Source organism: Companilactobacillus zhachilii (assembly GCF_003606365.2).
GTDB classification, from domain to species: domain Bacteria; phylum Bacillota; class Bacilli; order Lactobacillales; family Lactobacillaceae; genus Companilactobacillus; species Companilactobacillus zhachilii.
In genome coordinates this window covers 1,947,829-1,972,342 of the sequence record NZ_CP031933.2, presented here as the reverse complement: position 1 = coordinate 1,972,342, position 24,514 = coordinate 1,947,829, and the positions used below count along the sequence as shown (strand labels likewise).

Annotated in this window: 23 protein-coding genes and 1 pseudogene; 22 read left to right on the top strand and 2 right to left on the bottom strand. The window is 36.3% G+C overall.

What is annotated here, in order from left to right; all coding sequences use genetic code 11:
- Nucleotides 1-48: 48 nt before the first annotated feature.
- The 4 genes from D1B17_RS09010 to D1B17_RS08995 are packed head-to-tail and all read left to right on the top strand — an operon-like array spanning nucleotide 49 to nucleotide 2,645.
- Nucleotides 49-744 carry a uracil-DNA glycosylase gene (locus D1B17_RS09010; RefSeq protein WP_120142003.1) on the top strand — a complete coding sequence of 232 codons (696 nt, stop codon included), beginning with the start codon at nucleotides 49-51 and terminating at the stop codon, nucleotides 742-744.
- Entirely contained in the window at nucleotides 744-1,712 is a 969-nt protein-coding gene (pta, locus tag D1B17_RS09005) for a phosphate acetyltransferase (RefSeq protein WP_120142004.1), read from the top strand. The genes D1B17_RS09010 and pta overlap by 1 nt, the downstream gene beginning before the upstream one ends.
- 10 nt (nucleotides 1,713-1,722) lie before the next feature.
- Nucleotides 1,723-2,184, top strand: a complete 462-nt coding sequence (tsaE, locus tag D1B17_RS09000; RefSeq protein WP_120142005.1) for a tRNA (adenosine(37)-N6)-threonylcarbamoyltransferase complex ATPase subunit type 1 TsaE — start codon at nucleotides 1,723-1,725, stop codon at nucleotides 2,182-2,184.
- The gene (locus D1B17_RS08995) at nucleotides 2,181-2,645 is read left to right on the top strand and encodes a GNAT family N-acetyltransferase (RefSeq protein ID WP_120142006.1); all 465 of its coding nucleotides are present in this window, start codon (nucleotides 2,181-2,183) and stop codon (nucleotides 2,643-2,645) included. Before tsaE ends, D1B17_RS08995 begins: the two co-directional genes overlap by 4 nt.
- A gap of 306 nt (nucleotides 2,646-2,951) precedes the next feature.
- Here the strand turns inward: D1B17_RS08995 and D1B17_RS08990 are convergent, their stop codons facing one another.
- Nucleotides 2,952-3,488 carry a 3'-5' exonuclease gene (locus D1B17_RS08990; protein ID WP_120142007.1) on the bottom strand — a complete coding sequence of 179 codons (537 nt, stop codon included), beginning with the start codon at nucleotides 3,486-3,488 and terminating at the stop codon, nucleotides 2,952-2,954.
- A 3-nt stretch (nucleotides 3,489-3,491) separates the two neighbouring features.
- Complete coding sequence (locus tag D1B17_RS08985; protein WP_120142008.1) at nucleotides 3,492-4,253, bottom strand: exodeoxyribonuclease III; 762 nt, start codon at nucleotides 4,251-4,253, stop codon at nucleotides 3,492-3,494.
- Nucleotides 4,254-4,363: 110 nt separating this feature from the next.
- On the opposite strand from D1B17_RS08985, the gene murB reads away from it, so the two are divergent.
- The 18 genes and pseudogenes from murB to D1B17_RS12915 all read left to right on the top strand — a co-directional run bounded on the left by murB (nucleotide 4,364) and on the right by D1B17_RS12915 (nucleotide 24,475).
- A complete protein-coding gene (murB, locus tag D1B17_RS08980) occupies nucleotides 4,364-5,269 on the top strand; it encodes a UDP-N-acetylmuramate dehydrogenase (RefSeq protein ID WP_120142009.1) in 906 nt (301 codons plus the stop codon).
- Nucleotides 5,270-5,655: 386 nt separating this feature from the next.
- On the top strand, nucleotides 5,656-7,782 hold the full coding sequence (locus D1B17_RS08975; protein WP_120142010.1) for a cation:proton antiporter: 2,127 nt from the start codon (nucleotides 5,656-5,658) through the stop codon (nucleotides 7,780-7,782).
- 75 nt (nucleotides 7,783-7,857) lie between these two features.
- Complete coding sequence (gene cdaA / locus D1B17_RS08970) at nucleotides 7,858-8,721, top strand: diadenylate cyclase CdaA (RefSeq protein ID WP_120142011.1); 864 nt, start codon at nucleotides 7,858-7,860, stop codon at nucleotides 8,719-8,721.
- Nucleotides 8,699-9,790 carry a CdaR family protein gene (locus D1B17_RS08965; RefSeq protein ID WP_240704396.1) on the top strand — a complete coding sequence of 364 codons (1,092 nt, stop codon included), beginning with the start codon at nucleotides 8,699-8,701 and terminating at the stop codon, nucleotides 9,788-9,790. Before cdaA ends, D1B17_RS08965 begins: the two co-directional genes overlap by 23 nt.
- 20 nt (nucleotides 9,791-9,810) lie before the next feature.
- Nucleotides 9,811-11,163, top strand: a complete 1,353-nt coding sequence (gene glmM / locus D1B17_RS08960; RefSeq protein WP_120142012.1) for a phosphoglucosamine mutase — start codon at nucleotides 9,811-9,813, stop codon at nucleotides 11,161-11,163.
- Nucleotides 11,164-11,766: 603 nt separating this feature from the next.
- On the top strand, nucleotides 11,767-13,578 hold the full coding sequence (gene glmS / locus D1B17_RS08955; RefSeq protein WP_120142013.1) for a glutamine--fructose-6-phosphate transaminase (isomerizing): 1,812 nt from the start codon (nucleotides 11,767-11,769) through the stop codon (nucleotides 13,576-13,578).
- 242 nt (nucleotides 13,579-13,820) lie between these two features.
- Nucleotides 13,821-15,416 (top strand): APC family permease, encoded by a 1,596-nt coding sequence (locus D1B17_RS08950; RefSeq protein WP_120142014.1) that lies wholly within the window; start codon nucleotides 13,821-13,823, stop codon nucleotides 15,414-15,416.
- Nucleotides 15,416-15,946 carry a VanZ family protein gene (locus D1B17_RS08945; RefSeq protein WP_120142015.1) on the top strand — a complete coding sequence of 177 codons (531 nt, stop codon included), beginning with the start codon at nucleotides 15,416-15,418 and terminating at the stop codon, nucleotides 15,944-15,946. Before D1B17_RS08950 ends, D1B17_RS08945 begins: the two co-directional genes overlap by 1 nt.
- Nucleotides 15,947-16,162: 216 nt before the next feature.
- Entirely contained in the window at nucleotides 16,163-19,963 is a 3,801-nt protein-coding gene (locus tag D1B17_RS08940) for a leucine-rich repeat protein (RefSeq protein ID WP_120142016.1), read from the top strand.
- Between the two features lie 113 nt (nucleotides 19,964-20,076).
- Complete coding sequence (locus tag D1B17_RS08935; protein ID WP_120142017.1) at nucleotides 20,077-20,811, top strand: YebC/PmpR family DNA-binding transcriptional regulator; 735 nt, start codon at nucleotides 20,077-20,079, stop codon at nucleotides 20,809-20,811.
- A gap of 77 nt (nucleotides 20,812-20,888) precedes the next feature.
- A complete protein-coding gene (comGA, locus tag D1B17_RS08930; RefSeq protein WP_120142018.1) occupies nucleotides 20,889-21,857 on the top strand; it encodes a competence type IV pilus ATPase ComGA in 969 nt (322 codons plus the stop codon).
- Nucleotides 21,823-22,836, top strand: a complete 1,014-nt coding sequence (locus D1B17_RS08925) for a type II secretion system F family protein (RefSeq protein WP_120142019.1) — start codon at nucleotides 21,823-21,825, stop codon at nucleotides 22,834-22,836. Before comGA ends, D1B17_RS08925 begins: the two co-directional genes overlap by 35 nt.
- Complete coding sequence (gene comGC / locus D1B17_RS08920; RefSeq protein WP_120142020.1) at nucleotides 22,836-23,159, top strand: competence type IV pilus major pilin ComGC; 324 nt, start codon at nucleotides 22,836-22,838, stop codon at nucleotides 23,157-23,159. The genes D1B17_RS08925 and comGC overlap by 1 nt, the downstream gene beginning before the upstream one ends.
- A 2-nt stretch (nucleotides 23,160-23,161) precedes the next feature.
- Nucleotides 23,162-23,206 (top strand): annotated as a pseudogene (locus D1B17_RS13010) (hypothetical protein); the annotation flags it as partial.
- A gap of 147 nt (nucleotides 23,207-23,353) precedes the next feature.
- Complete coding sequence (locus D1B17_RS12795) at nucleotides 23,354-23,599, top strand: hypothetical protein (RefSeq protein ID WP_240704395.1); 246 nt, start codon at nucleotides 23,354-23,356, stop codon at nucleotides 23,597-23,599.
- A complete protein-coding gene (locus D1B17_RS08910; protein WP_120142022.1) occupies nucleotides 23,577-23,864 on the top strand; it encodes a hypothetical protein in 288 nt (95 codons plus the stop codon). The genes D1B17_RS12795 and D1B17_RS08910 overlap by 23 nt, the downstream gene beginning before the upstream one ends.
- A 40-nt stretch (nucleotides 23,865-23,904) precedes the next feature.
- Nucleotides 23,905-24,279, top strand: coding sequence for a ComGF family competence protein (locus D1B17_RS08905; protein ID WP_166806664.1), 375 nt, complete (start codon nucleotides 23,905-23,907; stop codon nucleotides 24,277-24,279).
- Between the two features lie 61 nt (nucleotides 24,280-24,340).
- Nucleotides 24,341-24,475, top strand: coding sequence for a hypothetical protein (locus tag D1B17_RS12915; RefSeq protein ID WP_272928352.1), 135 nt, complete (start codon nucleotides 24,341-24,343; stop codon nucleotides 24,473-24,475).
- Nucleotides 24,476-24,514 lie beyond the last annotated feature (39 nt).

Here is a 24,514-nt window from a genome sequence, read left to right as displayed (position 1 = left end):
TGTTACCATATTTTATGTATTTTGATATCAAAACAGGTAGGTGTAAATTTGAAAAACTTAATAACCAATGATTGGCAGGAAGTTTTAAATAGTGAATTTGACAAACCGTATTATGAAAAACTACGTGAATTTCTTGTAAACGAGTACAATACGCAAACCATTTATCCAGAAATGCACAAAATTTACCAGGCTTTTGATTGGACACCCTTTTCAAAAACAAAAGTAGTTATTTTGGGACAAGATCCATATCACGAACCAAATCAGGCCATTGGTTGTAGTTTTGCCGTGGCACCTGGTGTGACAATTCCACCATCTTTACGTAATGTTTATAAGGAGTTACAAGATGATTTGGGATGTACACCAGTTAATCATGGTTACCTAAAGGCTTGGGCAAAACAAGGTGTATTATTATTGAACTCGGTTTTGACTGTTAGACGTGGTCAAGCTAATTCTCATAAGGGACAAGGTTGGGAACAATTAACTGATTACGCTATTCATGCTTTATCTGAACGTGGTGGAGTTGTCTTCTTATTATGGGGCAATGCTGCTAAAAGTAAAATTCCTTTGATTGATGAAACTAAAAATACTGTGATTTCATCAACTCACCCAAGTCCATTCGCTGCTCGCTATGGGTTCTTTGGTTCAAAGCCATTTTCTAGAGCAAACGCTGCACTTTTAAACTATAATGAAGAGGAAATCAATTGGCAATTACCTGAACATGCCGATGAAACGGAGGAAAAGTAATGGATTTATTTGAAAGCCTAAAAAGTAAAATTGATGGAAAAAATTTAACAATTGTACTCCCAGAAGGTGAAGATCCAAGAATTTTGGGTGCCGCAACTCGACTAGCAAAAGAAAATATTTTGAAACCAATTTTAATCGGTGATGTCGCTGAAATCAAAAAAATTGCTACTGAAAAGTCATTTGATTTAGCTGATATTGAAATTTTGGACCCTAAACATTATGCAGATTTTGACGCAATGGTCGAAAAATTTGTTGAACGTCGTAAGGGTAAGAATACAAAAGAGCAAGCTGAAACGATGTTATTAGATAACAACTACTTTGGAACGATGCTTGTTTATATGGATAAAGCTGATGGGATGGTCTCTGGCGCAATTCATTCAACTGGTGATACTGTTCGTCCAGCACTTCAAATTGTTAAGACTGCTCCAGGTAATTCGAGAATCAGTGGTTCATTCATTATGCAAAAGGGTGAACAACGTTACATGTTTGCTGATTGTGCCATTAATATTAATCCCAATGCTCAAGAATTAGCAGAAATTGCCGTTCAAACAGCTCATGATGCAAAATTGTTTGATATTGACCCTAAAGTTGCTATGCTTAGTTTCTCAACTAAAGGTAGTGCAAAGAGTGACGATGTTACTAAAGTAGCTGAAGCAACTAAAATTGCGCATGAATTAGCACCAGATTTACCAATTGATGGAGAATTACAATTCGATGCCGCATTTGTGCCAAGTGTCGGTGCGCAAAAGGCTCCTGGCTCAAAAGTTGCTGGTCATGCTAATGTTTTCGTCTTTCCAGAACTACAATCAGCAAATATCGGCTATAAAATTGCCCAAAGATTTGGTGGCTTTGAAGCCATTGGACCTATTTTACAAGGACTAGCTAAGCCAATTTCTGATTTATCACGTGGATGTAACGAAGAAGACGTTTATAAGTCAGCCATTTTAACTGCCGCTTTAGCACTTTAAGGAGAAATTTATGCTTGAATATCAATTAAAAACCGATTCCTATGAAAAAACGGAACAACTAGGAGAAAAAATTGCCGACTTGTTGCAAGCTGGTGACGTTGTCGTTTTAAATGGGGATCTTGGAGTTGGTAAGACAACCTTAACGCGCGGATTAGCTCGTGGTTTAGGTATCAAACGAAATGTCAAAAGTCCTACATTTACGTTGATTCGTGAATATAAAGACGGACGGGTGCCACTATATCATATGGATGCTTATCGTTTGGAAAGCAGTCCTGACGAAGATCTAGGCTTTGATGAGTACTTCAATGGTGACGGGATTACCATTGTCGAGTGGCCTCAATTTATTAAAGATGAGATTCCAGCAGACCATATCTCAATCAATATTACACGCTTGTCCGATACTGAAAGAGAAGTTACTTTCAAATTGCATGGTGACACTTTCAATGATCGTGGTTTCGGAGAATTGGTATGAGTGAAGAATTAAAATTACGTGAAGCCATTCCAGAAGATGCTACAAACTTACTGACTTTTTTGAAGAAAGCTAGCCAACAAAGTGATTTTATATCATTTTCTGATATGAAAGATGTCACAGTTGCTGATGAGAAAATTGCGCTAGATGCAATTTATCAATCAAAATATGATGAACTGATCGTTGCAATTTTTGATGATCAAATTGTTGGTTATAGTCGTTTAGAAAATAGTGACGATAGTAAGGCCGAATTTGGCGTAGTTGTGGATAAAGAGTTTTGGAATAATGGAATTGGATCGTACTTATTAGAAGACGCAATCAATTGGGCTTTTGATTCACCATTGAAAGAAGTATTTCTAGAAGTTTATAAAAATAATTCAATTGCTATTCATCTTTATCAAAAGTATGGATTTACAACCGATTCAGAAACTGAAAAAACTTTGTTAATGAAAAAGATTTTGTGACATATTCAAAAAAGTATGAAAATATTTAAAATAAAAAAACACCCATGAAATTTATTTTGTGATTTCATGGGTGTTTTTATGTAAATTAAAAGCTTTAATATTGTTTCTTATAAAAGATTAATTAGCCGGAAGAATCAAGAATTTAGGCCGTTGTGAAGGTGGCGTTGGGGCTTTAGCCCCTACACCACGGGACGACTTTTGAGACTTGCGGTTTATGCAAGGCTCAAAAGCGAGACGAAAGACCTTGGCTTTCTTCGGTCCCCACAGCGGCCTAAATTTCTTGATTCTGGAGGCGGCAAGGCCCGTTTAGCTAGTCAACTTAACCATTTTCTTAAGTTGCTCTGTTCCAAATTGTTGTTCAGTTCTTAAAAGAATCTCAGCACAAGCCACACTATCGGCTAAGGCATTGTGGTGATTTCTTAAATCAATATTCAGACCTTCAGAAACAGTATTTAATTTGTGATTAGGAAATTGTGGATAAAATTTTCGACTTGTTCTCAAAGTATCAATTGTCAAATACTTCGGAACCATGATGTTGTAATTCGACAAAGTATTTTTCAAAACACTATTATCAAAACTGGCGTTATGAGCAGCAACTAAATGACTATTGTCAAAGAGTGGGCTGATATGTGACCAAACTTGATCAAAGGTCGGTGCATCTGCAACATCTTCAGGATGGATATGATGAATCTGAATATTTCGAGGACTGAAATATTCTTGTGGATTGATCAATGTGTAAAAGCTGTCGACAATTTTACTGTCACGGACTAAAACTAGAGCAAGTGAACAAGCACTGCTACGTTTACCATTGGCAGTTTCAAAATCCATGGAAACAAAATTCATTAATTATTCTCCTTTAATATTTAAATCTAATTCAATTGGACAGTGATCAGATCCGTAAATGTCATTGAGAATATCGGCATTTTTGATTAAATCTTTGCCATTTTTTGAAACGACAAAGTAATCAATTCTCCAACCAGCGTTATTTTTTCTGGCATTGAAACGGTAACTCCACCATGAGTATTTAATCTCATCTGGATGAAGTGATCTGAAACTATCGATAAAACCACTATCTAATAGTTCACTAAATTTATCACGTTCTTGGTCAGAAAAGCCAGGATTTTTGTGATTTGTTTTAGGATTTTTTAGATCAATTTCTTCATGTGCAACGTTTAGGTCGCCACAGAGAATAGCTGGTTTATCAGCTGATAATTTTAACATATATGCCCGCATTGTATCGTCATAACGCATCCGATAATCGACACGTTTCAATTTTGGCTGTGAATTAGGAGTATAACTGTTGATTAAATAAAAGTCAGGGAATTCTAAGGTAATGGTCCGACCTTCGTCGTCAAACTCGTCGATTCCCAGTCCTTGTGTAACGTTGAGTGGTTTTTGTTTGGTGAAAATGGCAGTTCCGGAATAACCCTTTTTCTTAGCGTAAAAGAAGTATTGATGGTATCCCGGTAAGTCGAGATCAATTTGTCCTTCTTGCAATTTAGTTTCTTGAATACTGAAGATATCAGCGTCCAATTGATTGAATGTTTCCGCAAAGTCTTTTTTAACCACGGCACGTAAACCATTGACGTTCCAAGATATAAGCTTCATAAAATCACCTCGCCACAATTATAGCATTATTGTTAGGCTTGTTAGTTCGTTAAGTATCTAACTATGTGATAAAATTATACGGTAAGTATTTGTGATAAAAAGGATGATGAATGTTGAATTTTCCAGTTGAAAAGTTACCAAATATTGAATTTAAATTAAATGAACCTTTAAGTAAATATACCTTTACCAAAACCGGTGGTCCGGCTGATACATTGGCTTTTCCTAAGACTCGTAAAGAATTAGTCGAAATCGTTGATACAGCTAGAGATAATCAAGTGCCAATTACTGTTATTGGAAATGCCAGTAATTTGATTATTAAAGATGGCGGTATTCGCGGAATCGTAATTATTTTGCCTAATTTCCACAAAATTGAGGTTTCCGATACGAGCGTTACAGCAGAAGCTGGGGCAACAATCATCAATACGACGATTGAAGCACAAAAGGCTGGTTTAACCGGAATTGAATTTGCCGCTGGAATTCCTGGAAGTGTTGGTGGAGCAGTCTTCATGAATGCAGGTGCTTATGGTGGTGAGATCAAGGATTGCTTTGAATCTGCTGAAGTTTTGATGCCAGATGGACGTATAACGATTTTGACACATTCAGATATGGACTTTGGTTATCGTCACAGTATCGTTCAGGATAACGGTGGCATCGTTATAAGCGCTACGTTCAGCTTGAAACGTGGCAATAAGGAAGCTATTCAAGAAGAAATGGACCGTTTGAATGAATTGAGACGTTCAAAACAGCCATTGGAATACCCATCTTGTGGTAGCGTCTTTAAACGTCCTAAAGGGCATTTTACTGGTCCATTAATTATTAAAGCTGGTTTGCAAGGAAAGATGGTCGGTGGAGCCCAAGTGTCTATGAAGCACGCCGGCTTTATCGTTAATATCAAACACGCAACCGCAACAGATTACATGAATTTGATTCACTTAATTCAAAAGGTTGTTAAGGAAGATTCAGGCGTTTCCTTACATACAGAAGTTCGTATTATTGGTGAAGAACCAACAGAATAAATTAATTTAACATTTTTTTGTTAATGTACTAAATGATGAAATTTCTAAATTGTGTTTAACGTTATATTCAAACAATTCGAAATAATAGAATAGTAGTTATGAAAGAAAATATTCAAATTTATTCTTTATTAAGATTAAGAAAACAAAGAGTAAATTAGCCGGAAGGAACAAGAAATCAGGTCGCTGTGAAGGTGGCGTTAGTGCTTTAGCACTTACGCCACGGGACGAGTTTTGAAACTCGCGTACCTTGCGTGGTTCAAAATCGAGCCTTGAGACCTTGGCTCAAGGCGGTCCCCACAGCGACCTGATTTCTTGTTCCTGGAGGCGGCATATTATTATTTACACATTTAGTTAATAAAATAAAAAAAGAATGGTAGGTGCTGTCCGTGGAGATACTTGAATCAATCATTTTGATTCTTTCACTTTTAATTGTTGCCAATATTGTAAGTCACTACTTTGTGTCGATTCCGCCCAGTTTGTTACAAATTGCTGCCGGCGTTTTGGCTGCACTATTTATGCACGTCAAAATTTATGTTGATACAGAGTGGTTTTTGTTAGCTTTTATTGCCCCGATTTTGTTCAATGATGGGAATAATTTTCCTAAACGTGAACTGTGGAAATTAAAGGGGCCTATTTTAGGAAATGCAATTGTTCTAGTTATCATTTCTACTGTGGTCGGTGGAGTATTTGTAAAATGGCTTATTCCGACTTTACCTTGGGCAACAGCATTCACTTTAGTGGCGGTATTGTCGCCAACTGATCCGATTGCTGTACAGTCAATTGCTAAAAAAGCCCATATTCCTGATAAATTGATGCATTTGATCAGTGGAGAAAGTTTGATCAATGATGCGTCTGGTTTGATTTGTTTTAAATATGGTGTTGCCGCCACAGTTACCGGGATGTTTTCCCTAAAAGATGCCACGATTGACTTCTTTCATATCTCAATTGTCGGTGCTCTAGTTGGTGCTGTGATGATTTGGATTTTTAATGGGATTAGATTGTACTTGATGAACCAAGGTGTTGATGACTCAATTCTTCATGCCATTATTCAGATTATTATTCCGTTTATTATTTATTACATAGCGGAAGATGTTTTCGATGTATCTGGTGTAGTTGCAGTCGTTATTGCGGGGATTCTAAATATCTCGTCGAACCGTAATCTTAGCAGTTTTACGCCTGAAATTAAGATGGTCACTTCGAGAACGTGGGATTTGGTCGTTTATGTCTTGAACGGGATCGTCTTTGTCTTATTAGGTATCGAGATACCATTTGCGATGGAGGAATTAGTTCATAATGACAACATTAATACGATTGGGGCAGTCTTTTTAGCCTTTATTATTTGGATTATGCTGGTGGTTATTAGAGCTGTGTGGAGTTATGTATACACTACTTTCTCCAATAATGCCGATAATAAAATCGTTTTGTGGTCGAAAACTCGGTTTGATGATTGTATAATGTCTGGAATTTCTGGTGTTCGTGGTGCCGTTACAATGGTCGGTGTTTTGTCATTACCAATGACCATTAAAGGTGGAGCACCATTTCCTTCGCGAACATTACTTTTATTCTTAGCAAGTACCGTGATTATTTTTAGTTTGTTAGGGGCGACAATTTTAATTCCTTTATTAACTAAAAATAGTGCACCCGTTGCTTATCGTGGTAATACTTTTGTTTCTGATGAAGATGACGATAATGACGATGAAGATGAAACTCCAGTTGTTGTGAAATTAACACAAGCTGAGGCTAATCGAATTATTTTGGATAAGACAATCAAAAAATTGCGTAGTGAAATGGATGACGGAGATACTGCAGTTTATTCATCCGTCATTGCTGAATATTTGTATGATATTCGTAATTTAAGTATTCGTAATCGCAGTCCGAAACTTGCTAGTCATCAAATTAGTAAGCGTCGGGTCAAAGGTAAGAAGGATGCTGAATTGTGGGACATTTGTTTTAACTGTGAGTTAGAAGCAATTGACGAATTATATACAAACCATGAAATTTCCGATGAGGCCTATGATCTGGCTAATCGCAAGATTGCTAAGTATAAAAAAGAGATTGTTCACCGTCGTTATAATTCAACAGTTGAGTTTTTCCTAAGTTACTTTAGAAGAACTTATTTACAAATTAGACGTTGGTTTTATCGTTCCGTTAAGTACGATGATATGCAACAAATAAACCAAGACTCTATTAAAATTTCTACTGCTGGAGCTAAGCGAGCTCTGGTTAAATTGCAAGAATTGGCACATTCTGATAATGATGATTTTACTGATAATTTAATTTATATTTTCCAGCGGCATTATGAAGACCGCTTAGAATTACTACAAGGAAAATATCGTGGACGGACACCGCAATTTAGTGGTGATCGAGCTGCTTTGGAAGTAAAAGCTTTGAGTTATCAACGTGCTTTTGTTCAAGATATGTTAGAACAAGGTAAAATTAGCAAGAAAACTGCAAATGAGTTGCGTCAAAATATCAATTACAGTGAAGAGGTTATTAATATAGGAGTTGAGTAACATATAAAAAATAGTGAACTTTTATAATTTTTATTGTTTGTTATAATTAGTTCGAACTGCTAAGGAGCTAGGAAAATGAATTTTATACCAAGCAATATTTTTACGTGGCAGAATTTGGCTAACTTGGTTGATATCTTGGTAGTCTGGTATTTCCTTTATAAAGTTCTGTCAATGTTACGAGGAACCAAAGCGGTACAGCTTCTAAAAGGAATCGTGATAATTTTTGGTATAAAGCTTGTTAGTTGGGCTTTGAATCTACACACTGTTTCTTTTTTGATGGATCAACTGATTAATTGGGGAATTATCGTTATTGTGATTATTTTCCAACCAGAAATCCGTCGGGGCTTGGAGCACTTAGGGCGCATGCCGCTGTTTAGTTCGACAAGTAATGAAGAAGGTAAGACTAAGAATCATTTGATTGAAAGTTTGGATCAAGCGATTCAGTACATGAGTAAGCGTAGAATTGGTGCATTGATCACGTTGGAAATGAATACTGGTTTGGAAGAATATGTCGAAACTGGGATTGATTTGGATGCCGAAGTTACTGGTGCCTTGTTGATCAATATTTTCATTCCTAATACGCCATTGCATGATGGGGCGGTTATCGTTCGTAATAATCGAATATCCGTTGCCGCCGCTTATTTGCCACTATCGGAAAGTAACACTATTCCCAAGGAATTAGGAACTCGTCATCGAGCTGCGGTGGGTATTAGTGAAGTGACTGACGCAATCACCATTGTTGTTTCTGAGGAAACCGGTGGGGTAATGATTACCCGCAATGGACATATGATGCTTGATCTTTCCCGTGAGGATTATCTGAAGTATCTTCATGCACAATTAAAGGATCCAAATGAGAATGATAATCACTCTCTACTCGATTTCTTTAAGATTGGTCGAAAGAAGAAGGAGGGCCAAGATGATAAAGAAGATAATAAATAGTAACTATTTTTATGCCTTTATCGCCCTCTGCTGTTCTTTATGGTTGTTCTTTTTTGTAAGTACACCAGGCGTAGGCTCAACGAGAGATTCTAATCAATCGAATACATCAACAGTGACGAAACGGGCTACTTTAACGGTGCCGTTGCAATTACAAGCTGATGTTGATAAGTATTACATCACTGGCTATCCTGAAAATGTCAAAGTAACAATTGAAGGTCCATCGGCTCTTGTTACAGCAACCAAAAATACACAAAACTTTAATCTCTATTTGAATTTAAAAGATTTATCGATTGGACAGCATCGGGTTCAAATTAAGGAATCTGGTTTGAATAGTGAATTAACTTATAGTATTAAACCGAAGTATGTCACTGTTAACATTCAACGCCGTGAGACGAAGAAGTTTGCAGTTGATGTTGATTATAATAAAGAATCATTGGCAACTGGCTATGAGGCAGGGAAAACTGAAGTTTCTCCTGACACTGTGACAGTTACTGGTGCTGCATCTGAAATTGAAAAAATTGCTAGAGTAATTGTAAAGCCAATTTTACCTAAGGGAATAAAATCGACGTTTGATCAAGAAGTTTTAGTGCAAGCTCTCGATAAAAATGGTAAAACTGTAAATGTTACATTGGATCCGCAAACAGTTCACGTTAAAATTCCAATTACTATCCAAAGTAAACAAGTTTCAATTAATTTGAAACAACAGGGAGATTCAAATAATTCAAATTTATCACTTGAATCTGATGTGAAAAACATTAGAGTTTTCGGGACGCAATCGCAAATAGATGCTATCAACAGTTCTGTAGATATCCCTGTTGATGTGAGCGATGTGACTGGAAATACCAAGAAATCAATCGATTTAGGTGATGTTTTGGGTAATAAAGTGGCTTTTACAGATCCAGAAACTATTAGTGTTTCGATAAATACGGGTTCATCCAGTTCATCGACAAACAATAGCAGTAGCAATAGTGCTAATACAAATAATTCAAACAACAATAGTAATAGCACAAATAATTCGAGTTCGACTAACAACGACTCGACTGAAGATAATAATAATAGCGAACAATAATACGCTGGGGGTAAGTTTTCATGACAAAATATTTTGGAACAGACGGAGTAAGAGGTATTGCAAATAAAGAATTAAGTCCTGAATTAGCATTTAAGCTAGGTCGTTTTGGTGGCTATGTTCTAACACAACATTCAGAAAATAGTGACTCACGTCCACGTGTTTTAGTTGCTAGAGATACACGTATTTCAGGTCAAATGTTGCAATCAAGTTTGATTTCTGGACTACTTTCAGTCGGAATCGAAGTTTTAAATCTTGACGTTATTACAACTCCAGCCGTTGCTTATTTAATACGTGCCGTTTCAGCTGATGCCGGAATTATGATCTCTGCATCTCATAATCCAGCTGAAGATAACGGAATCAAGTTCTTTGGTTCAGATGGTTACAAGTTGCCAGATGATGTTGAAGACGAAATTGAAGAGTTACTAGATGCTAAGGAAGATACTTTGCCAAGACCATCAGCTGAAGGTTTAGGTAGTGTTTCTGATTATCCAGAAGGTGCTCAAAAGTATCTACAATTCTTGAAACAAACATTGTCAGATGATTTAAGCGGCATGAAGATTGTTTTGGATACTGCTAATGGTTCAACAAGTCGTCTTGCAAGCACCTTGTTTGCTGATTTAGGCGTTGATTTTGAAATCATGGCTTCACATCCGGACGGAATCAATATCAACAAAAATGTTGGTTCAACTCATCCAGAAGAATTAGCTAAGCGTGTAAAAGAATCAGATGCCGTTGCTGGATTAGCTTTTGACGGTGACGGAGATCGTTGTATTGCCGTTGACGCTGACGGAAATATTGTTGATGGGGATAAAATTATGTTTATCCTTGGTAAATATTTGCATGATGGTGGCCGTTTAAAGAAGGATACAATCGTAACAACTGTTATGAGTAATCTCGGTTTGTATAAAGCAATTGAAGCTAATGGAATGAAGTCAGTTCAAACAGCCGTTGGTGACCGTCACGTTGTTGAAGAGATTCGTAAGAATAACTACAACATTGGTGGGGAACAATCAGGACACGTTGTTTTGTATGAATACATGAATACAGGGGATGGAATGCTAACAGGTATCCATTTGCTACATGTCATGAAAGAAACAGGCAAGTCATTGGCTGAATTAGGCTCACCTGTAAAGATTTATCCACAAAAGCTAGTTAATGTACCAGTAGCAGATAAAAACTCGTGGGATCAACACCAACCAATCTTAGACTCAATTAAAGCAGTCAAAGATGAAATGGCTGGCGATGGCCGTGTACTAGTACGTCCTAGTGGTACACAAGCCTTACTACGTGTTATGTGTGAAGCTTCAACCGAAGAAAAGGTTAACGAATATTGTGACCAAATTGTTGAAGTTGTAAAGAACGAATTAAACTAGAAAATTTTTTAGATTGTTAAAAAGAGATTGAGGAAAATCCTCAATCTCTTTTTCTATATTGAAGTTATTAATTAGATTTCTTTTTCCAGGAGACCAGGGTCTGTCTTCAAATTATTCTGAGATGGATAAATATTTTAAGAGCATGGTTGTTCCAGAATCCTATCAAGACAGTAATAAAAGTCACGAAAAATATTTGAGATATCAAGCTATTCTTGAGTTAAGAAAGAGCTAGTCGGAAGATTCGGACAGTGGCCACTGGCAGTGAAAGTGGTGTTAGGACGACCGCTTTTGTCGTTCTTACAGCACCGGACGCGTTTAAGACTTGCCGAACTTGCAAGGCTTAAACCGAGGTCCGAGACCTTGGCTCGGGCCGTTCCGCATCGCCAGTGACCACTGTCCGAATCTGGAGACGGCATATATACCATATCGTTTATATCGGTACATACCAACCGTACCAATTTAATAAAATATCAATCTTTTCTTGACAAAAAATGACTAGATTAGTATTCTAGTCATTGTCGCAAGGTGATAAAATTAATTCGATTGAACTATACCATTTAAAATATAATGAACTATACCAATATTAGAAAGGCATTGATTAATATGTGTGGAATTGTTGGAGTTATTGGAAATAAGAAAACTACTGATATTTTATTAAACGGATTAGAGAAACTTGAATACCGTGGCTACGATTCAGCCGGTATTTACGTTAATGATCAAAACGGTAAAGATTATTTAGTTAAAGAAGTTGGCAAAATTAGTAAATTGGAAAATGCGGTGTCAGACGATGTTCAAGGACTTGTTGGTATCGGGCACACAAGATGGGCTACTCATGGAACACCAACTGTTGAAAATGCTCATCCTCATTTTTCAGAAGATAATCGTTTCTACTTGGTTCACAATGGTGTTTTGACAAATTATGAAGAATTGAAAAATAAATATTTAGCTGATGTTAAATTTAGCAGTCAAACTGATACTGAAGTTGCTGTACAATTGGTTGATCATTTTGCAAAAGAAGGGCTTGATGGAGAAGCTGCTTTTAGAAAGGCTCTTGGCTTGATTGAAGGTTCATATGCTTTCGCTATGGTTGATAAGGAACAACCTGATCGTATCTTTGTTGCTAAGAATAAGAGTCCATTGTTGATTGGTTTAGGCGATGGCTTCAATGTAATTTGTTCAGATGCGATGGCAATGCTTGATCAGACACATCAATTTGTTGAAATTCATGATGGTGAAGTAGTGATTCTCAAGAAGGGTTCCGTTGAAATTAGTAAGCTTGATGGAACTGCTATTCAAAGAGATCCATATACAGTTGATCTTGATGCTAGTGATATTTCTAAAGGTACATACGACCACTACATGCTTAAAGAAATTGATGAGCAACCTAATGTAATGAGAAAAATTTCTCAGCATTATCTAAATGACGATGGCACAATGAACATTGATCCTAAGTTGTTAGATGAAATGAAAAAAGCTGATCGTTTATATATCGTAGCTGCCGGAACAAGTTATCATGCTGGTTTAGTTGGTAAAAATATTTTTGAAAAGGTTGCTGATATTCCAGTCGATGTTGAGTTAGGTAGTGAGTTTGGTTATCATATGCCAAAACTTTCAAAGCATCCATTCTTCATCTTCTTATCACAAAGTGGTGAGACGGCTGATAGTCGTCAAGTGCTTGTTAAAGTTAATGAAATGAATTTACCAAGTTTGACAATTACTAATGTTCCAAATTCAACACTTTCACGTGAAGCTACTTTCACAATGGAATTGTTAGCTGGACCAGAGATTGCTGTTGCTTCAACTAAAGCCTACACAGCTCAAATTGCTGTTGAAGCAGTTTTAGCCCAAGCATTAGGACAAGCTCAAGGAGTGGACGCTGCTAAGGATTTCAATGTTAAGAAACAATTGGCTTTGGCCGCTAATGGAATTCAAACTATTGTGGATGAAAAGGCTACAATTAAAAAATTAACTGCAGACTTTTTAACTGATAAAAATGATGCCTTCTATATTGGCCGTGGAATTGATTATGCCTTGTCACTAGAAGCTGCTTTGAAATTGAAAGAAATTTCTTATATTCACGCTGAAGGCTTTGCCGCTGGGGAATTAAAACACGGAACAATTGCTTTGATTGAAAAGGATACGCCAGTTATTGCTTACGTTAATGATGGAATTGGTGCTAGTCATACACGTGGAAATATCCAAGAAGTTCAAGCCCGTGGAGCACATGTTCTAGTAATCGCTAGTCAAAAATATGCTGAAGCTGGTGATCAAATTATTATCCCTGAAATTGATGAATTGATTTCATCAATTATCAGTGTTGTACCAGCACAATTGATTGCATATTACGCAAGTTTGGCACGTGGTAATGATGTGGACAAACCTCGAAATCTTGCTAAAAGTGTTACGGTAGAGTAACCTACACTATAGTATTTAAAAAAATAGCCTCTGTCATAGGGGCTATTTTTTTGTTGGTGTATATGACAGTACTCGTGGTGTCAGTTGAATTTTTGATTATTTTTTTAATAAATAATAATTTGAAAAGATAATTGAATGATACAACGGACTATGTGAAAATAATAAACTAGCCGGTTTTACAAATAGTTTCAATGTTTGTGCCCGGAAGTTTCGAAGTAAGAAAATTTTAGATTGGTGGTTTTATGAGAGATAAAAAATTAAATTTGTTCTCAACAGTGATGTTTGGCTTGAGCGCTATCATTGGCTCAGGTTGGATGTTTGGTTCCAGTCAGGCAGCTAAGATTGCCGGACCAGCAGCCATTATCGCTTGGATCTTGGGAGCAATTTTAGTAGCAATGATAGCGATGGTTTATGTCGAAATTGGAACGATGTTTCCTGAAGATGGGGCAATGAGTCGTTTTACGATGTATACACATGGGTCACTATTAGGACATGTATTTTCGTGGGCTAATTGGTTATCGCTATTGGCTATTTTGCCCATTGAAGCAGTGGCGTCTACACAATATATGAGTACTTGGCCTTGGAAATGGGCTCAATGGACACATGGCTTTATGGAAAAAGGGCAATTATCATTTAGCGGGATTATGATGGCAACAGTCATGTTGTTAATCTTTACATTAATAAATTATTGGTCAGTTACGATCATGGCCAAATTTAATAACTTTATATCAGTCTTCAAAATTGTTGTTCCTATCGTCACGATGATACTGTTAGTTTCAGCTCATTTCGATTTGAATAATATGGGAACGACGGTGCATCAATTTATGCCTTATGGAACGTCGTCGATTTTTGTGGCCATAGGTAGTGCCGGAATTATTTATTCATATGTGGCGTTTCAAACGGTTATTAATCTTGGAAATGATATTATCAAGCCGGCAGTTAATATTCGTCGGGGAATTATTTATTCATTATTAATCAGTGCGTTAATTTATATTGCTTTACAAATTGTTTTTATTGGTGCTTTACCAAGCTCAATCGTGAGTGGTGGTTGGTCAAAAATTAGTTTCAATTCACCATTTGCAGATTTGGCTATTTTGCTAAATATTTATTGGTTGTCAACTTTGATTTACTTTACGGCCTTTATTTCACCAATTGGAAGTGGAATTGCCTTTTCAGCTTCAGCTAGTAAATCATTGTCGTCAATGCCTAAAAATAAGCACCTGCCAAAGATTTTGAGTAAGTCTAATAATAGTTACAACACTCCTAGAATCGCGCTGATGGTTGATTTTTTTGTCAGTGTAGTCTTAATACTTTTATTTAAAAATTGGGCGTTGTTGTCACGAGTTGTGGCTGCGTCAACGTTGATTTCGTTATTATCAGGTCCGGTTGTGGCTGGTAGCCTTCGGAAAATGGGCCCTGATTTCAAGCGACCAACCAAGATTCGTGGTATGAAATATTTGGCTCCGGTTGTTTTTGACTTGATTAGTTTAGCAATCTATTGGTCAATGTTTCCAACGACGGTCGAAGTTATAATAATTATTATTGTTGGTTTGCCAATTTATTTTGTATATGATTTTCGCCGAGGCTTTAAAGAGTTTAAGCAAAAATTTTATGCGAGTTTGTGGCTGATTGTTCATTTGTTTGGATTATCGCTTATTTCATGGATTGGAAGTCAACATTTTGGTGGGATGAATTTAATTCAATATCCGCTTGATTTCTTAGTGATTGTTATTTTTTCAACTGTGATTTATTATTGGGCAATTAATTCTTCTTATCATTCAGGGTATTTCGATGACGCAAGAAGACTTAATTCTACTGTGAACTGGGATGAAGAATAATGGATAGATTAAAAAGGTTAGAGAAATGGTTTTGGAGTGGAGTTGTTTTAATTGAATTGGTTTTATTTTACAGTTCGTCTATGACTTACAAACAACAAACTTCAGTACCCTTTTTAGAAAAATATATTCAGGGTAAACCGTTACGTGATAGTTTAAGCAAAATTCACTTTAACTATGGTGGTAAAGAACAGTCCATTGCAAATGATGGTTATTATCATTTCGTTGAATTCTTTATCCGTAAAGGTGCTCATTTTGGAATTTATTTAATACTGGGTGTCTTTTTATGCTTGGCGTTGTATACGTATTTTAAACGCAATCATTTTCTTCAAATATTTGTTCCATGGATGATGACAACCGGATTAGCTGCATTTGATGAATTTCATCAAGGTCTAACGGGTGGTAGGACGCCCTCAGTGTCAGATGTCATTTTAGATAGTATGGGTGGTTTAACTGGTGCTTTAATTGTTGTGATTGTCTTGTACTTTGTTATTTGGCGCCAGCGGAAGTCTACCAAGACATCTCAAGTTTAATGTGATTCATATTTTTATAAAATAAATTATAAAAGTCGACCAAAACGGTCGGCTTTTTTGTTATATCTTATGACCATTCTTTTTTTATTGTTTTTTTAAAGTGCAAATATTTAAGACTAAATATTTAAAAAATCTAAAAAAATATTGTATTATACGCTCAAGATATGTTTAAACATATTCAGAGAGCAATCATCTCAGTTAGGACGGTTTATTATTATGGCAAATAAGAAGATCACGTTAAGCAAGAGACAATTATTGCTTGCTGCGGGTACGGCAATGACGCTTGGCTTAGGAACTACCATAGGCCAGCAAGTTGTTGTTCATGCAGATGCCGACAATAATACTAATTCTGCAACAACACCTTCCGAAAAAACTGCAACAACTAGTACTGCAACAGTTCCTACCAATTCAGGAGTTCAAAGTTCGACACAAAGCAGTGCCGTAAATACTGATTCAAATAGTGATTCAAGTACAAATAGTGTTACTGCCTCGAGTTTAGAAAATTCAGCTTCAATTACGGGCAGTTCTGATTCCACTAATAATTCAGAAAATGAAAAAATAGATTCTAGCTCGACAGTACCCAGTTCAACGGTAAATACAGTATCGAGTGCTACTAACACCTCTACCACAACAACAGTGGATCCAAAATCAACAAGTGCAGAAGTAAGTCCTGCTGCAGAATCAACAACGGCAGTTCAAACGCCAACTCCAGCGACGGCTACACCTAGTGGGACAACTGTAACGACAGCTAATACAGCATCACAGGATAAAACAGCTGCAACAACTTCCACAAATTTTAACTTAGTTGATACAACAGCAAATACAGTTACTTCTGATGCTGACCATACCAACGCCGATAACTTCACTTGGAGTACTGATGACGACAGTGGTGAGGCTTCTTTGGTCGGTACAACTGATAAACTGACTGACTCATCAATTAATATTCCTACACAGATTACAGTGACTAATAATACGACTAATGCTAGTAAACAATACAATGTTACGAGTATCGGAGAGTCAGCGTTCCAAGGCAATAAGACTGTAACCAGCGTGAAAATTAATAGTGGCGTTACTGATATTGATACTGCAGCTTTTGCTTATTCTAATTTACAAAACCTTGATTTAACTGATGCAAATAATTTAACTAATATTGGTAATTTAGCGTTTGTTAGTGATCAAATTAAAACAGTTGATTTACCTGATTCAGTTCAAACGATTGGTGACCAAGCATTTACTTATAATGGAGCACTGACTTCATTAACGTTACCAGCAAATTTGAAATCCATTGGTTATCAGGCCTTTGCTGCTAATGGAAATTTAACAGAAGTAACGCTACCAGCTAATTTACAAACTATTGGAACACAAGCCTTTTTAAATGATAACAATTTGCAAAAGATTGATTTTTCTAAAGATACAGCTTTGACCTCTATTGGAGATGAAGCTTTTTCTGGGGATTCTCATACGTTGGGGATTGATTTGAGTAACAACAATAATCTAATAAGTATAGGCAACTTAGCTTTTGCTTATAACGGAAATGATAATGGTGGAACTTATGAGGTTAAGCTACCAGACAGTTTACAAACGATTGGTGATCAAGCCTTTGCCTCTAATTTGAAATTACAAAATATTGTTATAGGACCAAATGTTACTAGCATTGGTAAACAAGCTTTTGTTTATGACACAGCGTTAACAAGCGTTGATCTTTCGAATGCAAACAAATTAACCATGATTGATGATGGTGCCTTTGTCTATACTGGTTTGACTGGAACTTTGAAGACACCAACCAGTTTACAGACAATTGGAAATCAGGCCTTTGCTGGTTCGCATTTGAGTGGGCTTGATTTAAATGAAGGTTTGAATACAATTGGTGATTCAGCTTTTGCATATAATGAGTTAACTGGGATGGTGAGTATTCCAAGTACTATTCAAAATATTGGGACTGAAGCTTTTCTTAGCAATCAATTAACCGGAGTATCAACGGAAGCTTCTAATTTTAAAATTGGAACAAATACCTTTTCAAATAATCGAATCACCACCGTTTTAGCTCCGAATGTTACGGCAGAGATGATTAATGGTTATAACCCTAATGCTGCTGTTAATCAATTTGCGGCTATTTTTACCGATTCCGCTCATAACAATATTTCAACGTACTTTAACGTTAATATTGGTGGTATTACAGAACAGGCTCTCGGGATTAGCAATTTAAGCAATGGTGTTACTTATAGCAATGGAGTTTTCACGATTCCCAGTGGCGTGAAAGACTTTACCTTTAATTGGACGCTTTCACTTAATCCTGGTTCTGACCAAGGTTATAGTGGTGTTTATGATGCTGTTTTAAATGATCCAGATATTAAAGCGGTTAATTCAAATATTCCAGCTGGGACGACTTGGTCAGCGAGTGATAATTTTATTAGTGCTTCGGTAAATAATGGGGATACTACGATTCCACTTTCCGAAATTAAGGTTACAGTCGATGGGGTTGAAAGTGGTTCAATCGATACGACTCAAGCTGGCAATCATACAGTTGTTTATTCGTATGGTTCTGAAAGTACCACAGTTACAGTTTCAGTTTATAAACGTTCAGGTACCTATAGCTTAAGTGGAACAAATGCAAACGTTACATACAATGGTCAAAATCAGTTTAATAGCGGTAACTTTCAAATTAATTTATCTAATGGAACAATTTACACACCACAAAATGGGGATTTAGAACTTGAATCAACTGATTCGGCTGTGAATGCGGGTACTTATCAAGTTGGGTTGTCACAACAAGGTAAAAATAATCTTGCAAATTATTTGCAGACTAATGGTCAGAATAATTTATATGATTGGACGATGGCTGGAGGAGATACAACTGATTTCGTTATTTCACCAGCTCAAATAATAATTACTGTTAATAATGCTTCTAAGTTTGCAGGAACAGATGATCCTGAATTAACAGCAAATGTTGAAAAGCCCGATATTAATGATGGTTATAATCCAACCTATACCGTCAGTCGTGATTCTGGAGAAAAAGTTGGGAATTATCAAATTAATGTTAATGGAGTAAGCGATAATCCCAATTACACTGTAAAGGTAGTTCCAGGAACCTTTACTATTACCACTTCTAAACAAAGTCTTGTTGGCAGTGATTTTACGATGAATATTGGTGATGCTACTCCAACAGCAGCAGATTTTCATGCATCGGCGACTGATGTTGATGGAAATCCATTGGAAGTTACCGTTGATTTAGGAACAGCAGATTTAAATACTGCTGGAACATACGAAGTGGTTTTAAAAGCTAGTGATGGACAAAGTACGACAGTTCATCTAATTGTACAAAGTAAAACAGATCCAACGGACCCAACAGATCCAACGGACCCAACAGATCCAACAGATCCAACAGATCCAACAGATCCAACGGACCCAACAGACCCAACAGATCCAACGGACCCAACAGACCCAACAGATCCAACGGACCCAACAGACCCAACAGATCCAACGGACCCAACAGACCCAACAGATCCAACGGACCCAACAGATCCAACGGACCCAACAGATCCAACGGACCCAACAGATCCAACGGACCCAACAGATCCAACGGACCCAACAGATCCAACGGACCCAACAGATCCAACGGACCCAACGGACCCAACGGACCCAACAGATCCAACGGACCCAACAGATCCAACGGACCCAACCGATCCAACCGATCCAACAGATCCAACGGACCCAACAGATCCAACGGACCCAACGAAACCAACCGATCCGGCGATTCCCAATGTACCAATAACACAATCAAGCAATAATCAAGAGAAACAACCGATAACTGCTGGTAGAGTTTATTATGTACCGGAAACTAATGGTAAAAAACCTGGTATTTTGATAGAAACTGGTTACCAACCAACTTATCAAAAAGCGAGTGTTGCTACGTTCCCACAAACAGGAAATGATAGTGGTGTATGGATGCAAGTTTTGGGTGTTTTGATCGGTATTTTGACGCTTGGTGTAATCGATATCAAAAAACTTCACCATTAGAGTAAAAACGCTTAATATTTCATGGTTATTTATGCTGCAAATATTGAAATAACACTATTACTTTGATAAAATAATATGCGGTTTACAATTAATCATGAAAGAAGGAAACAGAAATGTCAGGACATTCAAAATGGCATAACATCCAAGGTAGAAAAAGTGCCCAAGATGCCAAACGTGGTAAAATCTTCCAAAAGCTGTCTCGTGAATTATTTATGGCAGCTAAGGCGGGTGGCTCCGATCCTAACGATAATGCTGCCCTTCGTTTAATAGTAGATAAAGCTCGTGCAGCCAATATGCCAAAGGACAACATTAAACGTGCCTTAGACAAGGCTGATGGCGGTAGTGATGAACATTATGATGAAGTTACATACGAAGGCTACGCTCCAGGTGGAGTTGCAGTTCTAGTAGAAGCTTTGACAGATAACAAAAACAGAACTGCTTCTGCCGTACGTGTTGCATTTACCCGTAACGGAGGAAGCATGGGTTCAAGTGGCTCAGTTGCTTACATGTTTGACCGTAAAGGTTATATCGTGCTTGACCGTTCAAAGAACTCTCAAGATGAAGATACTGTTTTAATGGATATCATGGATCTTGGCGCTGATGATCTTCAAACATCTGACGACGCTTATGAAATCTACACTGAAGCAAAAGAATTTGCTGCAGTACGTGATGGATTGATCGAAAAGGGCTATGAACTTGCCGATTCAGAATTGACAATGATCCCTCAAAACACAACTCCAGTACCAGAAGAAAAGAAGGAACAATTCCAACACATGATCGACCAATTGGAAGATGATGAGGATGTTTCTGAAGTTTATACTGCTGCTGCAGATGACGATGAAGAATAATTGATTTCAAAAAGACTATCAACTTTTTTAGTTGGTAGTCTTTTTTTTCGTAATTTTTCAAGAAGGGAGGTCGAGATATGACTGCGGAAACAATGGTTAATAATTTGTTAACTGAAGCATGTACGAATAAAATTTCTGACATTTATTTTTTTCCACGTGATAACTTTTATCATTTGGAAGCTCGTAATTCTTTACAAAGTTATACGGTAGCGGATTTAACAATTGAGGAAACTTTGGCAATTATGAATTACTTGAAATTTAATTCGGGGTTAGATGTTTCAGAGCGTAGAAGGTCACAAAAAGGAGCATTTAATTTTGTTTATCAAAATCGCAATATTTTTATCCGTATTTCTTCAGTTGGTGATTTCAAGAATCGGGAATCAATGGTCGTTCGATTGATTTATCCGCCTGAATTAACGGCAAATATAGATGAGACGGTAATCGAAAAATTACTACCGATCTCACAACGTAAAGGAATGATGATTTTTGCCGGTCCAATGGGGTCTGGGAAAACTTCCTTGATGTATGCGTTAGGTCGACGATTAAGTTGGGATAAGAAAGTAATGTGTATTGAAGATCCGATTGAAATTGTTGAGGACAATTTTTTACAGTTACAAGTCAACAATGAAGCGGGGATGACATACGAAGAGTTGATTAAGACGAGCTTACGACATCGTCCTGAAGTATTGATCATTGGAGAAATTCGTGATAGCCAGACCGCTCAACAAGCCATTCAAGCAGCAATCTGTGGATATACAGTTATGACGACGATACATGGCAAATCTAAGTATTCGGTTATTCAGCGATTACGTCAGTTTGGTGTCAATGATATCGAGATTGTTAATGCAATCAATTATATTTCATATCAACGACTGGTACCGACGGAATACGATTTAAAGTTGTTTTTAGATGTTATGGAAAATGAAGAGATTAAGTCTTTTATTTCTAATAATGTTACGGACAATAATTGGAAAAATTTATTAGAAAAGTCATATCAAATGGGTCAAATAAATGAAGATATCTATCAAGAGTTTATTTTCGGATAAAAAGATTAAAACAAGCCAGCAGGCTGAATATTTATTGGTTATTAGTAAGTTATTGAAGAATGGATTTTCACTAAGTCAATCAATAAATTGTTTACGCTTACTTGATGAAGGTAACAAAATTTTTGAAAATATCAATCGAGACCTGCAAAGTGGCGCAATGATTTCACAATCGTTGCATCATTTACAGCTACCAGCCGTAATTTTCAATCAATTGGTCATCGCTCAGGAACATGGAAATATTGCACAAGCTTTGGAGCAAACAGGACAATTATTGCAAAGTCAGGCCAAACAAAAAGCCAAATTACAAGAATTATTAGCTTATCCATGTTTTATACTAGCGTTTCTATTAACGATGTTAGTAGGGATGAAAATTTATATTATTCCTCAGCTAGAAATTGCAAACGGTGGAAAGAACATTGATCTGTTTTTACAAATATTGTTGATATTGCTTGTGATTATCATAGTTTGGGGATTGATTTTTAGTTGTAATTTACGTAAGAAAGCTGAATATCAAAGAGCTTTAACACTTGTGAAATTACCAACAATTGGAAAGATTTATCTGAGCTTTTTTCAATTTTTGATTTTACAAGGACTAGGAATGCAACTTGGGAGTGGGATGAATTTATTCGATATTTGTGAATCGAACAACCGCTTTCAAAAAGGATCGATCCAAGTTTATTTAGCTAATAAATTTGTTCGGAATTTAACAGCGGGAAAAAGTTTATTAGATTTGATTGATAAAGAGCCATTATTACCCAAGCAGTTGAAAGTTTTACTACAGGCAGGGGAAAGTGGACCGCAATTGGCAGCGGATTTGTTATTAATGTCTGAATTGAAATTTGATGAAACACAACGCAACTTGAAAAAACTATTGAATCTAGTCCAACCGATATTATTTGGAATTATTGCAGTCGTAGTAGTTGTGACTTATTTGATGGTTTTACTACCAATCTACGGAATGATGAAAGGGATGTCCTAATGAAAAAAATTCGTAAAGGTTTTACTTTAATTGAAATGGTTATTGTGTTGTTTATTATTTCGTTGTTGCTTTTGATTATGATTCCTAATTTGGTTGAACAAAAGAATCATGCAAATGAAAGGTCAAATGATGCCTTTAGAACAACGTTAAAAACACAGGCAGAACTATATATGGAAAATAAAAGCAATGAATCTGGAAAAGTTACTATTAATGAATTAGTTACAGAAAAATATATTTCCGAATCTCAACAAAAAAAAGCAGAAGAAAGCTTGGGAATAAAGACAGACGATGATATTTTTGCTAAATTGAAAGAAAATAATTAGAAATGAATAGAGATGGATTTACCTTATTGGAGACAGTGATTAGTTTGGTCATCTTTTGTTCCATACTATCGATATCTATTTATAGTTTAAAAAATTATAGAGCTGAGGTGGAAGAACGACAAGCTATAGATTGGTTTAAGAACACCTTTAAAAGTAAATTTAATTATAGTTATCTAAATCATAAGTCTACGACAATGATTTTTGAAAAGAATTTAGTCGAATTTGATACAGACGTGGGAAATAAAACTAAGTCTGTGTATAGAAAGTTACCTGAAACATTAACTATTACTGAAAACTATTCTCATAAATATACTATTTATGGGACTGGATCAGCACCAGCTGTTACGATAACCTTCGTTTCTACTCTAACGCGTAGAAAATATACTTATAAGGTTCAACTTGGGTGGGGAGAAATAATTGAAAAGAAATACACGACGTAAAGGCTATTTACTTTTAGAATCTTTAACGGCTCTAACTATTTCAATTTTGATAATATTTACACTGAATTATTGTATAAATGAGCAATTCAAACTATTAAATTCTTGGGAAAGAAAAGTTAATGCGGATAAAATCGTCTTATTACATCTCAAAAATAAAGATGTACCCAATAATCTAGTTATAAAAGGTCAAGAATATTATTTCACCCAGCTAGACGATTATTATCACGTAAAAGTCGGTAAAAATGATTATAAATTTAAAAAGTAAGCATAGGGGATTTGTACTGTATGAATCGATTTTATCGTTAATGATTGCGATTATGACTTTAGGAGCTTTACAGGAATCGATTCAATTATTAAAAACAATTCAAAAAACATCGTTTCGCGATCAAGTAAGATGGCATATTACTCAAGAGAAACTTCAAGATGTCTTAGGTAAAGCCCAAATAATCAAGCTTGATGAGGATATTATAATTTATCAAAATGACCCAAATAAAAGAATGGTTCTTGAAGCGTACGGAGGAAGGATGTTAAGAATAAAGACAGCAGATAACAAAGGTCATGAGCCAATAATGACAAATTTAAACAAGATTAACATTGAAAAAATCCAGAATTTAGTTATCATTACAACAGAGAACAAAGCCGGTCAAAAGTCACAAATGTGTATCATCAATGATCCGTAAAAGGCACTTCGACAATCAAAAACATAGCGGAACCGTACTGTTAAATAGTATATTAGTACTTATGGTTTCAATTATGGTTGTCGGTTATAGTACGTCTTACATTAGTGAACAAATCAATGACTACCGGCAGTTGGACAAAATTTACAAGCAACAAATCAACAAAGAAATTAATAAAAGTAATAAAATAGACTATTAGCAATTTAGGAATCCTTGAATAAAATCGGTTCCAACGTTA